Genomic DNA, 13,785 nt, shown 5'->3' with positions numbered 1-13,785 from the left:
GGGAATTATTATGAGTGAGACATTAGCATTAATCTTAGCTGGTGGACGTGGTTCTAGATTAGATATCTTATCTGAAAAGCGTTCTAAGCCAGCCGTACCTTTTGCAGGAAAATTTAGAATTATTGATTTTGCATTATCTAACTGTACAAATTCAGGAATTTTCCAAATTGGTATTTTAACACAATATTTACCATTATCATTAAATGAGCATATCGGTGTAGGTAAGCCATGGGACTTAGATAGAAGAGATTCATTTGTTACACTTCTTCAGCCAAACAATTCTTGGTATAACGGTACTGCAGATGCAGTAAGAAAAAATCTAGATTTCGTTAAGCGTTATGCTTCTAAATATGTATTAATTATGTCTGGAGATCAAATCTATAAGATGGATTATTCTAAGATGATTGAACAGCATAAGCGTACAGGAGCTGATTTAACTATTGCAGCGAAAATCGTTCCTATGGAAGAGGCTTCTCGTTATGGTATTTTGGAAACAGATGAAAATTTAAGAATTAAGAGATTCGTTGAAAAGCCTAAAAAGCCTGCTTCTAATAAAGCATCTATGGGTATTTATGTATTCTCTACAGATGCCTTAATTGAAGCCATTGAATCTCATCCAGATATCGATGATTTAGATTTCGGATTCCATCTAATTCCAGAAATGATTGAAAAAAAGAACGTATTCGCATACGAATTCTATGATTATTGGCAGGATGTAGGAACATATGATTCTTACTTAGAATCTAACCTAGAATTAACTGGTGATTCCGCACTTGATTTATATGATCCTAAATGGAAGATTTATACAAAGAGCGAGGATTTACCTCCAGTTAAGGTAGGACGTCATGCTTCTATTCAAACATCCTTAATCTCTAATGGATGTATCATTAATGGTGAGGTAATTCATTCTGTATTATCTCCAGGTGTAGTTGTTGGTAAAAATACAACAATTCGTGATTCTGTCATTTTAAATGATGTAATCATTGGTGATAACTGTAAGATTGAAAAAACAATCATTGATAAGAATACTGTTGTTGGTGATTACTCCATCATTGGAACAGGAAAAGATTTTACTCCAAATAAGGATAATCCAAAGCTACTTTCTAGTGGTTTAAATGTCATTGGTAAAAAGCTTATTTTACCTGAGGGCTTAATTATTGAAAGAAATGTTCGTATCTTCTCATCTGCTAAACCTAAGGAAATCACAGTAAAGCATATTACTTCTGGTGATTCCATTGGTACACCAAAGCTATAAAAAGAAATCCCTAGTTTTATTAAACTAGGGAATTTTTGTTATGCTCTTTTATCTGTAATTGTAAATACGGCAATTGTACCAGGACCACTATGAGCACCAATAACAGGTCCAATATTTGTTAAAACAACCTTAGAATCAAAATTCATTTCTTTATATTTTGCTTCCATATATTCTTTACAATATTCTGCATCCTCTAAAGAGTCAGCATGAGATATAATTGTAATAAATTTTTTAGATGTATCAATACCAGCTAAGGCATTTTCACAGGTAGCATTTAATGCTGCTCTTCTTCCATGCTTTTTAGATAATGCAACTAAATGACCTAAATTATCTACATGTAATACAGGCTTAATATTTAAAAGCTTTGCTGCAAAGGCTGCAGTTGCTTTAATTCTTCCGCCACGCTTTAAATACTCTAAGTCTGCAACAGTAAAGCTATGCTTTACATGAAGCTTTAAATCATCAGCGTACTTGCTGTTTTCTTCTAAGGAAGCTCCTGCCTTTTTATTCATAGCAGTCATCCATACTAATAAGCCTTCTCCACCAGATGCACATAAGGAATCAACTATTTCAATCTTTCTATCATTATATTCATCAAGTAGCTGTTCTTTTGCAAGTCTTACTGCATTACAAGAACCAGAAAGTCCACTAGAAAATGAAATATATAAAATATCTAATCCTTTATCTAAGAAAGGCTTAAAAGACTCCATAATGAAATTTACATTTAACTGGGCAGTCTTTGGAGTATGACCTTCAATCATCTTATTATAGAATTCATGAAGCTTTATTTCTCTTCCATCTAAATAATTTTTATATTCTTTTCCATCAATAGTAAAACATAAAGGTAATACTTCTACTCCTAATTCCTTCACCATCTCATCGGTTAGATCACAAGTAGAATCCGTAACAATAACATATTCTCTCATACTTATCTATTCTCTCTTTTCTTTTTCTTTTGATCATTTCTCTTTAAGCGGCTTGCTAAATCATCAATTTGAGCTTGGCGCTTTTTCTTATATCCTGGCTTTACTTTTTTAGCCTCAGGAATATATTTAGCAGCTTCCTTTTGATAATCTGTTTTTGGTTTTATTCTATCCGCTCTTGTATTTCTTCCCTTATAAGGTACAAGCTCCTCTTGCTTAAATTCATAATAGCTTGGTTTAATCTTCTTCTTATTTAAGGAATCTAAATACTCATCATCAATATCTTCATATAAAGAATAAACAATACCATCCTTATGCATTCTTCCTGTTCTACCAGATCTATGTAAATAGAACTCATAATCCTTAGGAAGCTCATAATTGATAATATGAGATACACCCTCAATATCAATTCCTCTAGCTGCTAAGTCTGTAGCAACTAAATATTGATATTTTAAGGCTTTGCAGTCATTTAAAACTCTTTTTCTTTCTCTTGGAGTTAAATCTCCATGCATAGCTCCAACAAAATAACCTTCAGCTGCAAGCTTACCCTGAAGTTCTATAACTGTTTCTTTTTTATTTGCAAATATAATACATAAATATGGTTGAATTGTTTTAAGTAGCATACTTAATACATCAAATCTTTCCTTATGCTTTAAAGGAATCCATATATGCTCAATCTTTTGATCATTTGTATTATTAATATCAACGAATTCAACATTCGTCATATATTTCTTTAAGTAAGGTAAAATCTTTTCTGCAATCGTAGCACTAAAGAACATGCATCTAGCATCCTTAACAACCTCTGTAATGCTATCTAAATCCTCTTGGAAGCCATTTTCAAATGTCATATCTACTTCATCTACAATAAAGTATTTAGAAGTATAAATCTTTAGTGCATTTGTTGTAATCGATAAATCCTTAATCTTACCTGGTGTACCAATAACAATTTGTGGCTGATTTAATTCAAGCTTATCAACTTCCTTTAATCTATCTGTACCACCACTATAAAGCTTAATATCTATACGATCAGGGCTAAAAGAAGCAATATGCTGAGCCATTTTATAGATTTGCATTGCAAGCTCCTTAGTAGGAGCTACAATTGTAGCTTGAACCTTATTTACTTTTTCTTCTAAATCTTGGAATATTGGAATTAAAAACGCATGTGTTTTTCCAGAACCTGTTTTGGATTTAGCTAAAATATTCTTTTCAGAAGTCATTTTATTAAATACAGCCTTTTGAACCTCTGTAAAGCTTTCAAATCTTAAATCCTTCAAGGCTCTTACAATATAATCCTTAAGCTCAAGTCCATCAAATACCATAACTTCGCCTCCTTCTATCCGTTACAAAATTAATAATTTTGTCAACAACTAATTTTCACCCTATTTTATATTTTTTCATTCAATAAATCAACCTTGTTTTTCTTTTTTTCGGAATAACGCAGTTTTGCCATACTTTTTTTGAAAATCCTGTATCATCTCATCAATGATGATTTCTTTTTTCATCACATCATCTACAGTAAACAAATTATACTCCTTTGGTAGCTTATCCTTTTCTATTAATCCAGATACACCAACACCTAGTAATCGATATGTCTTTTCACTATCTACATTCTCTTCTGTTAAATCCGTTACAACAGAATAAATTAAATCAAAATCATCACTATAATCATCTAATTTCGTTTGTCTTGTAATCGTTACAAAATCAGAATCTCTTAATGTTATAGTTACAGTTTTACATAAAGATTTCTCCTCTTTCATTCTTGCAACAACGCTTCTAGTCATTCCTCTTAATTCATATAGCATATCCGATAAGGATTCTTTATGTACATCATAGGTTTGGGATGTCGATATAGATTGGGATTTTGCATATCTATCTGGGTCAACAATATCACTAGATAAGCCAAGCACATGGCTTCTTACATATTGATATGTATTTATACCAACAAGATCTATTACCTTATCCTTATTTATTGGATTCATAAAATCATCAATCGTTTTAATTCCTGCATGAATTAAAATAGGACTTGTTCTTTTACCAATACCATAAATATCTTCTACCGATAAAGGCCCAAGCATATGTCTTATATTACCTTTGGTAATAACCGTTACACCTAGAGGCTTTTTCATATCGGATGCCATTTTAGCTAAAAACAAGGTATAAGATATTCCAATAGAGCATGGAAGGCCATGCTCTTTTAATATTCTTGATTGTATTTCTTTAGCTAATACTATTGGATGCTTATTCTTACAAGCTAAAGTCATATCACAATAGCATTCATCTATAGATGCAATCTCAAGCTTATTGGTATATTCTCTTATAATAGATAAAAACTTCATATGATATTGTTGATATATTTTATAATCTAAATGAACAATAGTTAAAGAAGGTAATATTCTTTTTGCTTCTATTGTTGGCATAGCTGAATGTATTCCATACGCTCTAGCCTCATAGGATGCAGTAGATAAAACACCCTTCGTTGTGTTTTCTCTTCCAATAGCAAAAGGAATGCCACGTAGCTCTGGCCTTAAAATGCATGCGACAGAGCAAAAGAATGCATTCATGTCTATATGAAATATAATTTTGGATGTATTTTCTTTCACTTGGCATCTTCCTTTTTTAAAAATTTTAGTATATAATCATAACGATATTTATTATAGCATTTTTTTGTAAGTAGGTGAAGAATATGGCACAAGATAAAAACAATAAGTATATTAAAGAAGATAAAAATAACGATAGCAAAAAGAAATATAAAAATCCTGTTTCTTCTAAGGCTGGAAAGATTATTATCGTTACTTTAGCACTTGCGATGGCATTAAGTGGAATTATCTCACTTATTATCATGGCATGCATGGGAAAGCTATAAGATATTTAGACTCCTTATGGAGTCTTTTTTTGTGAGGGATTATATGATTAAAATAATAACAATAGATTTAGATGGAACACTATTTGATGCAAAGAAAAATATATCTAAAGAAAATAAAGAGGCATTAAAAATATGCCATGATATGGGTATAAAAATAGTTATTTCAACAGGAAGACCATTATCTGGTGTTATGCCAACATTAAAGGAATTAGGCTTAACCACTAAGGATGATTATGTCATCATTTATAATGGCGCAAAGGTATTTAATGTAGGTACAGGAGAAACTATATTTAGCTCTTCTATTGATGGTAAAGTTGTTAAAGAATTATATTATGAATCTAAAAGATTAGGTGTACATTATCATGCATTTCGAATTAATGAAGAACTAATTACTGTAGACCATAACCCATATACTGATGTTGAGGCTACCATAAATCATACAATAGATCATATTTGTGATTTTGAGACTATCAAGGATGATGATTTATTCATTAAAGCAATGCTTGTAGATAATGAAGAAAATGTTACAAGAGTAATGAAGGAAGTTAATCCTAAATATTACCAAGAATATTCTATGCTTAGAAGCTCTACAATATTCTTAGAATTCTTAAATAAAAATACTGATAAGGGTAAAGCTCTAGTTGCCTTAGCCAATCACTTAATTATTCCACTAAAAGATACTATGGCTATAGGAGATGCCGGTAATGATTTACCAATGATTTTAGCTTCTGGTATTGGTGTTGCGATGGAAAATGCTTATCCCGAGGTTAAAGAAAAAGCAGATTTCATCACATTAGATAATGAACATAGTGGTGTAGCTTATGCTATAAATAAGCTTGTACTTAAAAAGGACTGATTATTTCAGTCCTTTTTTAATAATTCTCTTGCATGCTCAAGTGCGTATAAGGAAATAGAATCTCCAGATAGCATTAATGCTATTTCTTCTATTCTTCCCTTTTCATCTAAATCTTTAATTTCAGTTTTTGTTCTACCATTTTCTTCTACTTTGTAAATATGCTTATGATAGTCTCCAATCGCTGCAACCTGTGGTAGATGGGTAATACATAAAACCTGCATAGAGTCTGCGATTTTTTTCATTTTATTCGCTATTTTCTTTGCTGTTGCACCAGATACACCAGTATCTATTTCATCAAATACCATCAAAGATACATTACTTACCTTAGAGAAGAATGTTTTAAATGCTAGCATAATTCTAGATGCTTCACCCCCAGAAGCTACCTTATAAAGTGGCTTAAGTGGTTCACCCTTATTAAAGCTAATTAAAAAATCAATAGAATCTACTCCATCTTCTCTAAATATAGCCTTATTTAAGGAATCACTATAATCCACTTCATTAAATGATACTTTAAATATAGTATTTTGTAAATCTAAATCCTTACATTCTTTAATGATACCATCTTCTAAGCTTAAAGCGATTTTTTTCCTATAATCGCTTAAGGCGATAGAGTTAATCTTTAATGCATTAAAGCTATCATCTACCTTACATCTATATTCCTTTAATGCTTCATCATAGTTTTCTGCCATATCTATAGATAAAGTAATTTCTTTTAAATATAGAATTAATTCATCTACATTCTTTTTATATTTATCCATTACCTTAGATAAATCATTCATCTTTTCTATAGAGCGATTTAATTCATCCTCATCATAATCTAGGGAGTCTAAATTATCTCTTATAGATGATTTAATTTCATCACTAATGTAATAACAATCTAAAAGTTTTGATGCATTTTCTTTGTATTTCTCATCATATTCACTAATAGTCTCAAGTGCCTTTGCAGCTTCATATAATTGATCTATTGGTGATATATTTCCATCTAAATAGTTATATGCTTCACTTAAATTGTTTTGAATCTTATCAAAATTAGATAATCTTCCAATAACCTCTTCTAATTCCTTATCCATATTTGGATATAATTCTAATGCTTCTAGCTCTTCTTTTTCGTATTTTAAGAATTCTAATCTTTCATCTAAATTCTTTTTTCCCTTAACAACCTTTTCATAATCTTTTATTGCATCTAAATATTGAAATAAGCTTTTGGAATAGGATGCCATATATTTTTGATATTTAGAATCTGAAATAGAGTCTAGCATAGATAAATATATATCTGGGTTAAATAGTCGATAAGTATCATTTTGAACATGAATATCCGCTAAATATTTAGCAATCTGCCTTAATTGAGCTAATGTTACTAATACTCCATTTACCTTAACAGAATTTTTAGATGAATCCGATATTACTCTTTCTATTTTGATTTCTTCTTTTTTTATTCCGAAGGAATCAAAGATAGAATCTAATTCATTCTTGTAATCAAATATACCTATAACAGTTGCTGAAGTTTTACCATATCTAATCATATCAGAATCTGCTCTTGCACCTAAAAGTAGGGATATTGTATCAATGATTAAGGATTTACCTGCACCAGTTTCACCAGTTAATACAGTCATACCACTATTAAAATTTACAGTTAAATCTTCTATTATGGCGAAGTCTTTTACACTTAAGGATTTTAACAAGAAAATCACTCCTTTATAGCTTCTACTACATTAATCTTTGTTTTGATGTTTCTTTCAATTAAGCATAAGAATTCCTTATTCCCAGAACCACCTAATATAGGGGATGGAATAAGCTTAGATATTCCTAAGCCATATTGCTCTAAATCTTTCATAATGTTTTCAATGACATTAATATGAATCGTTCTTTCTTTCACAATGCCATTTTTCATATGGACCTTACCAACCTCAAATTGAGGCTTAATAAGACATACAAGCTTATTATCATCTGTAATAAATTTATGAATATCCTTCATTAAATATTCAATAGATACAAAGGATACATCCATAACAAAATAATCTATTTTTTCAGGGAAATATGGAATATCTTGAATATTGGTTTGTTCTAGGGAAATTACTCTAGAATCATTTCTTAATTTTTCAGCTAATTGGTTTGTTCCTACATCAATAGAATAAACCTTAGCTGCACCATTTTGAAGTGCACAATCGGTAAATCCACCTGTAGATGCACCAATATCTACAATTGTTTTCCCATTAAAATCTAGATAAAAGGATTGAATTGCAGCTAAAAGCTTATATCCTCCTCTAGATACAAAGGGGCAGATATCTCCTACTATTTTTATAGTATCACTATCTAAAACATCATAAGATGATTTTGTAATAATCTTATCATTTATAGAAATATGTCCATCATCTATTGCTGCTTTGGCTTTATTTCTAGATTCAAAGAATCCCTTTTCAACTAAATACTGATCTAATCTCATTTTATTCCTGGGTAAAATCCACAAGTCCAGATTCTGTCATTTTTTCTACAACTAGCTTTTCATTTGTGGATAGTATTTCATTACATTTTTTAGATAGCTCTAAGCCTTTAGTATATGCTTTAACGGAATCCTCTAAAGAGATATCCTGACGTTCTAAATCCTTTAAAATATTCTCTAGGGCAGTTATACATTCTTCAAATGTCATTTCCTTCTCATTTTCCATTTTCCAAAACCTCCATAACCTTACTAACAACAACACCATTTTTCATCTTAGTTGTCATTGTATCATCAATCTTTATATCTTTAACACTAGTAACAATCTTATCATTAACACTAGATATAGAATATCCCTTATCCATAATTGCTAAAGGATTATTAGAATCTAAGCTTCTTCTTAAGATTTCATATTGATGCTTTTTTGATTCTAATATTCTATATATTCTCATATTTAATCTTTCAATATCCGATTCTAATAATTCTTCTTTATGTCTTAAAATAGATAAAGGATTTCTAGATTCTAATCTTTTATCTAGCTGTGCCATCATTAATTGCTTATTATAAAGCATCTGACGTATTCTTTTTTCCATTTGCTTAACATTGCTTATAATGTTTTCCTTTAAAACTAAAACATTAGGTGTTGCAATTTCTGCAGCTGCAGTTGGTGTAGCAGCTCTTTGGTCAGCAACAAAATCTGCGATAGTAAAATCAATTTCATGACCTACTGCAGAAATTATAGGAATTATAGAATCATAAATAGCATAAGCGACTACTTTCTCATTAAATGCCCATAAATCCTCAATAGAGCCTCCGCCACGCCCTACAATTAATACATCCGCAAGACCATCTAAATTCGCTTTTTTAATTTGCATAGCTATATTATCCTTAGCATCATCTCCTTGGACGATTGCAGGATATAAGATAATATGCGCAAGAGGATATCTTCTTCCTACAGTGTTGATAATATCTCTAATTGCGGCACCAGTTGGGGATGTGATTACACCAATAGTTTTTGGGAATCTTGGGATTGGCTTTTTATGATTTGGATCAAATAATCCTTCCTTTTCAAGCTCTGCCTTTAGCTTTTCATACGCTAAATATAAATCTCCAACTCCATCGGATTTCATTTCACGAACATTAATTTGATATGTACCTGATGGTTCATATACAGTAACAACGCCTTTTACAAATACCTTCATTCCATCTTCTGGTTCAAATTTTACATTCTTCGCATAGGATTGAAACATAGTAGCTGATATTTGAGCATTTTCATCTTTTAATGTGAAATAAAAATGACCACGGGAATTATGCTTAAAATTCGATACCTCTCCTTCTAGAAGTACCTCTTCAAGATTATGGTCGTGGTCAAACTTATATTTAATGTATTTTGTTAAGGCAGTAACGGTTAAATATCGTTCTTCCATACAAATACCTCTTTCATTAATTCAAGTTTTTACTAATATTTTCTAATAAACGATTATTAAAGCTTGTTGCTTTATGATCTCCTTGATCAGAATACTCTTTAGTGATTTCTAATGCTTCATTAATGATAATCTTTTTAGGTGTCTTACCATCTAGCATTTCTGCAGTTGCTAGACGAATAATTGCCTTATCTACCTTATTTAGACGTGATAAGGTATAGTTTACTAAGGATGCTTCAATAATAGAATCTATTTTTTCTAAATTATCCTTAACTAGCTTTAAGAAATCTTCTACCATAGGAGAAACTTCACCTTCAACAACATTCTTTAATGATTCATCAATAGAAATCTCACTAAAATCTGCATTATATAAAATTTGCATACACAAAACTCTTGCTTCTCTTCTTGTCATAATTTACTCCATATTTAAAATCAAGTATATTGTATCACAAATAAAGAACTAATAAAAGAGATAAATATTGGTATATTTATCTTAAAAAATAGCTCTTTTTGCATCTTATTTATATAGGTTTTCGAAACTTAAATAGTATTTCTTTTATAGGTATGTTATAATCGTTTATGATTTAGGAGGACTATTATGGCAGAACTTGATATGACACGAATTCCAGAACATATTGGAATTATATTAGATGGAAATGGTAGATGGGCTAAAAAAAGACATATGCCTAGAATGTATGGCCATCGTCATGGTGCATTTACCTTAAGAGATATTGCAAAATATGCAGATTCAATTGGTGTTAAATATATGACAGTTTACTGCTTTTCAACAGAAAACTGGAAAAGACCATCGGATGAGGTTGGATATTTAATGAAGGCACCAAGCCAATTCTTTAAAAAATTCTTTAAGCAATTAGTTACAGATACCAATATTCGTTATGAGGTAATAGGAAGAAAGGATAGAATTCCTGCAATTCTATCCGATACTTTAAATAATGCAGTTGAATCAACTAAGGATCATACAGGTATGGTATTAACCTTATGTATTGATTATGGTTCCTATGATGAAATTACTACTGTTGTAAAAGAAATTGCTTCCTTAGCTAAAGAAGATAAAATTAAGGTTGATGATATTACACCAGAGCTTATTACAAATCATTTATTTACAAAAGATTATCCAAAGCTAGATTTATTAATACGTACTTCTGGTGAATGTAGATTATCTAATTTCTTATTATGGCAAGCAGCCTATAGTGAATTATATTTTACAGATACATTATTCCCAGATTTCAATCCAGATGAATTAAAGAAGGCTTTAATTGATTTCCAATCTAGAGATAGAAGGTTTGGTGGATTATCCAAATGATCATCCATAAAATAGAACCTCAAGGATATTGTGGTGGAGTAACCCATGCCATTAAAATGGCAATGGATGCAGCAAAGAATGATTCTATTTCTAAGCCTATTTATATGCTAGGACAAATTATTCATAATTCTCATGTAATTTCTGATTTAGAAAAATTAGGAATTATAACTATTGAAGAAAAAGGATTATCTAGATTACTTCTTTTAGATAAAATTAATAAGGGGACAGTAATATTTTCTGCTCATGGTGTTTCTCCATTAGTTTATAAAAAGGCTAAAGAAAAAGGACTATCTATTATAGATGCAACATGTCCATATGTACTTTTAGTACATAATAAGATAAAGGAGCATCTAGATTTAGGATATGCTTGTATTTATATAGGCACAAAAAATCACCCAGAATGTGAGGGTGTTATAGGAATATCTGATAAGATTCATTTTGTAAGTACTATTGAAGATATTAAATCCTTGAATATCAAAAATGATAAAGTTTATGCTACTAATCAAACCACATTATCTATTTTTGAAACAAAGATAATATTTGATGAAATCAAAAGAATATATCCTAATTCTATCATTGATGATAAGATATGTAATGCAACTACAGTAAGACAAATGGCTATGGAAAATCAACCAGATGCTGATTTATGTATTGTAGTTGGCGACAAAAAATCATCCAATACAAAAAAGCTTTATTCCGTTTCTATAGAAAGAGGAATAAAGACTATTCTAATTGAAGATTTAAAATCATTACCAAAGGAATCTTTAATTGGTGTTAAAAAAATAAATATATCTAGTGGTGCATCTACTCCATCCTATATTGTAGATGAGATCATAGACTATCTAAAAAGCCTAGAAAACTAGGCTTTTTATTATGAATAATATTTTATTTTTTTAATTTACATATATTACGAGATATCACCAAAGAATGATTCTAATAGATATAGTATAATCCCAAAATATAAAATCTACTCTTTTATTATTCCAATATTGGAGTTTTCTTACTTTTTAGAAATTATAGCATCTAAAGGATAACATTTTTGATTTTCAAGATAAAACATTATCGTTTTGTCATCTTTGTAGCCGTTTATAATTTTATCAACAAAAGAAATTGTTTCCATTTGAAAATCATATTTAATTACAACTGCATAAGTATAGTTAACATAAACTAGTATATAAATATCCTCTCCAACAACTAAAAAATTATGCATTTCCAATTTTTTCTGAAGACCCAATAATTTTTCTATAATATCATTTTGTTGATAATGATCTAAAGAAAAATACTTATATAATCCATTATCTACATCAGTAATTTTTAATTGTTTTTTATCATATTGAACTGCTTGATACTTATTATCATTGGCAGAAAAATACTCATCATAAGTAATGGTAATTAAATCATTTTGGTTAATGTCATAACTATAAAATTCATTTTGCCCTTCAATATAGAAATTTCCTTCATTATAATAATTCCATCGTACTCGTTCATCTTTTTTAAACAAGAAATATGAGTTTCCATCACTATCAATTACATAATAAGAATACGTATGAGATTTCCTTTTGGAATATATTAAATAATTCTCATTTACATATTCTACATATATATCCTTTTTATCAATGTATTTTTCTAAATTTAAATATTCATTTTCATATATTATTGATGAATCAAAATATTTATATATAAAATGATTATCATTGGGAATAGATGATAAGTATTTTTCAATAATTTCATTTTGACTATTCTCAATTATAACACCAACTATGATGATTGTAGTAAAGTATAAAACAAGTATCGAAAGAATACTAAAGAAAATTATTAAAAACTTTTTTTTTCTACTCAATAACAAAACCCCCATATCCAAAAATCAATCAGTGCAAAAAGAGGATTTGAAGCAGTATATGCCCGTTCCATTTCAAACGAAAACCAGTCATGAGTATCATTATAAATTGTAGGTCCAAAATCAACAGTTTGAGCCTCATTTTTTAAACTTTCAACAGTTTTTCCGAAAACTGAGTCAACACCAACGTATTCTAAAATACTTAATCCTGTATATGCCACATTATGAGCAAACCATTCAAATTCCATACCAAACGAAGTCCCTTGTATGACATCACGTGTATCAGGATTTATATGATTCAAATAAAATGAGTACCCCAACCGAACCCATGGAGTGTGAATTTCGGATGAATTTACAATTTGTACATTGCCGCCAGTACTTGTAGCTTTTACTTTGCCAGCTACTAGTTTACAAACATCATTTATTGTAGCAACTACAGCAACAGCGATTATAAATGCTAGAATCCACCAGTTTCCATTCTCATCTACCCTATTTATAGGATCATTACCACAATATGCATATAGATTTAATCCAATAATACTAGATGAATCTAGGTATTCTATAGAATCTGGTGTAATAAATCTTAATAATACAGGATTATAGAATCTACTCTTTAGATAATATAATTCTATATCTGTATCATAATAATATCCTTTATATCTAAAATTAGATATTATTGTTCCAGTTTGATTTATGATGTTACCGAAAGAATCATAATCAAACTTAGATAATAATGTTCCATTATCATCCATTATTCCTATGATATTACCTAAGATATCCCTTATATAAAAGTATACAGTATTATTCTCCTTATATCCATATAATTGATTATTATTATCATAGAAATAGCTAATTGTTGTGTTACC

15 protein-coding genes are annotated in these 13,785 nt (G+C 29.8%); 5 read left to right on the top strand and 10 right to left on the bottom strand.

Annotated elements, in window-relative coordinates:
- Nucleotides 1-10 precede the first annotated feature (10 nt).
- Nucleotides 11-1,255: a glucose-1-phosphate adenylyltransferase gene (gene glgC, locus EI71_RS04035; RefSeq protein ID WP_119015972.1), complete on the top strand. Its 1,245-nt coding sequence runs from the start codon at nt 11-13 to the stop codon at nt 1,253-1,255.
- Between the two features lie 38 nt (nt 1,256-1,293).
- Here glgC and EI71_RS04030 read toward each other — a convergent pair whose 3' ends face one another.
- The 3 genes from EI71_RS04030 to dinB all read right to left on the bottom strand — a co-directional run bounded on the left by EI71_RS04030 (nt 1,294) and on the right by dinB (nt 4,778).
- The gene (locus EI71_RS04030) at nt 1,294-2,181 is read right to left on the bottom strand and encodes a DegV family protein (protein WP_119015971.1); all 888 of its coding nucleotides are present in this window, start codon (nt 2,179-2,181) and stop codon (nt 1,294-1,296) included.
- Between the two features lie 2 nt (nt 2,182-2,183).
- Complete coding sequence (locus EI71_RS04025) at nt 2,184-3,497, bottom strand: DEAD/DEAH box helicase (RefSeq protein WP_119015970.1); 1,314 nt, start codon at nt 3,495-3,497, stop codon at nt 2,184-2,186.
- A gap of 87 nt (nt 3,498-3,584) precedes the next feature.
- Complete coding sequence (dinB, locus tag EI71_RS04020; protein ID WP_162849752.1) at nt 3,585-4,778, bottom strand: DNA polymerase IV; 1,194 nt, start codon at nt 4,776-4,778, stop codon at nt 3,585-3,587.
- 83 nt (nt 4,779-4,861) lie between these two features.
- On the opposite strand from dinB, the gene EI71_RS04015 reads away from it, so the two are divergent.
- Nucleotides 4,862-5,041 carry a hypothetical protein gene (locus tag EI71_RS04015; RefSeq protein WP_119015968.1) on the top strand — a complete coding sequence of 60 codons (180 nt, stop codon included), beginning with the start codon at nt 4,862-4,864 and terminating at the stop codon, nt 5,039-5,041.
- A gap of 43 nt (nt 5,042-5,084) precedes the next feature.
- On the top strand, nt 5,085-5,897 hold the full coding sequence (locus EI71_RS04010) for a Cof-type HAD-IIB family hydrolase (protein WP_162849751.1): 813 nt from the start codon (nt 5,085-5,087) through the stop codon (nt 5,895-5,897).
- Nucleotides 5,898-5,902: 5 nt separating this feature from the next.
- Here the strand turns inward: EI71_RS04010 and recN are convergent, their stop codons facing one another.
- The 5 genes from recN to nusB are packed head-to-tail and all read right to left on the bottom strand — an operon-like array spanning nt 5,903 to nt 10,170.
- Nucleotides 5,903-7,588, bottom strand: a complete 1,686-nt coding sequence (gene recN / locus EI71_RS04005) for a DNA repair protein RecN (RefSeq protein ID WP_211321025.1) — start codon at nt 7,586-7,588, stop codon at nt 5,903-5,905.
- Nucleotides 7,585-8,340 carry a TlyA family RNA methyltransferase gene (locus EI71_RS04000; protein WP_162849749.1) on the bottom strand — a complete coding sequence of 252 codons (756 nt, stop codon included), beginning with the start codon at nt 8,338-8,340 and terminating at the stop codon, nt 7,585-7,587. The genes recN and EI71_RS04000 overlap by 4 nt, the downstream gene beginning before the upstream one ends.
- A gap of 1 nt (nt 8,341) precedes the next feature.
- Entirely contained in the window at nt 8,342-8,563 is a 222-nt protein-coding gene (gene xseB / locus EI71_RS03995; RefSeq protein ID WP_162849748.1) for an exodeoxyribonuclease VII small subunit, read from the bottom strand.
- Complete coding sequence (gene xseA, locus EI71_RS03990) at nt 8,553-9,761, bottom strand: exodeoxyribonuclease VII large subunit (RefSeq protein WP_162849747.1); 1,209 nt, start codon at nt 9,759-9,761, stop codon at nt 8,553-8,555. The genes xseB and xseA overlap by 11 nt, the downstream gene beginning before the upstream one ends.
- 16 nt (nt 9,762-9,777) lie before the next feature.
- Nucleotides 9,778-10,170 carry a transcription antitermination factor NusB gene (gene nusB, locus EI71_RS03985; RefSeq protein WP_119015962.1) on the bottom strand — a complete coding sequence of 131 codons (393 nt, stop codon included), beginning with the start codon at nt 10,168-10,170 and terminating at the stop codon, nt 9,778-9,780.
- 186 nt (nt 10,171-10,356) lie between these two features.
- Between nusB and EI71_RS03980 the strand changes: the two genes are divergently transcribed.
- Both EI71_RS03980 and ispH read left to right on the top strand, forming a co-directional pair.
- Nucleotides 10,357-11,082 carry an undecaprenyl pyrophosphate synthase gene (locus tag EI71_RS03980; protein WP_162849746.1) on the top strand — a complete coding sequence of 242 codons (726 nt, stop codon included), beginning with the start codon at nt 10,357-10,359 and terminating at the stop codon, nt 11,080-11,082.
- The gene (ispH, locus tag EI71_RS03975; RefSeq protein ID WP_119015960.1) at nt 11,079-11,945 is read left to right on the top strand and encodes a 4-hydroxy-3-methylbut-2-enyl diphosphate reductase; all 867 of its coding nucleotides are present in this window, start codon (nt 11,079-11,081) and stop codon (nt 11,943-11,945) included. The genes EI71_RS03980 and ispH overlap by 4 nt, the downstream gene beginning before the upstream one ends.
- Before the next feature lie 137 nt (nt 11,946-12,082).
- Here ispH and EI71_RS10030 read toward each other — a convergent pair whose 3' ends face one another.
- Nucleotides 12,083-12,922, bottom strand: a complete 840-nt coding sequence (locus EI71_RS10030; protein ID WP_147387557.1) for a hypothetical protein — start codon at nt 12,920-12,922, stop codon at nt 12,083-12,085.
- Nucleotides 12,919-13,773 carry an RHS repeat-associated core domain-containing protein gene (locus EI71_RS03965; RefSeq protein ID WP_483964152.1) on the bottom strand — a complete coding sequence of 285 codons (855 nt, stop codon included), beginning with the start codon at nt 13,771-13,773 and terminating at the stop codon, nt 12,919-12,921. Before EI71_RS03965 ends, EI71_RS10030 begins: the two co-directional genes overlap by 4 nt.
- Nucleotides 13,774-13,785 lie beyond the last annotated feature (12 nt).

This window comes from Anaeroplasma bactoclasticum, assembly GCF_003550015.1.
Taxonomy (GTDB): Bacteria; Bacillota_I; Bacilli_A; order Acholeplasmatales; family Anaeroplasmataceae; genus Anaeroplasma; species Anaeroplasma bactoclasticum.
The sequence above is the reverse complement of the archived record's forward strand: the minus strand, read 5'-3'. Positions and strand labels throughout refer to the sequence as shown.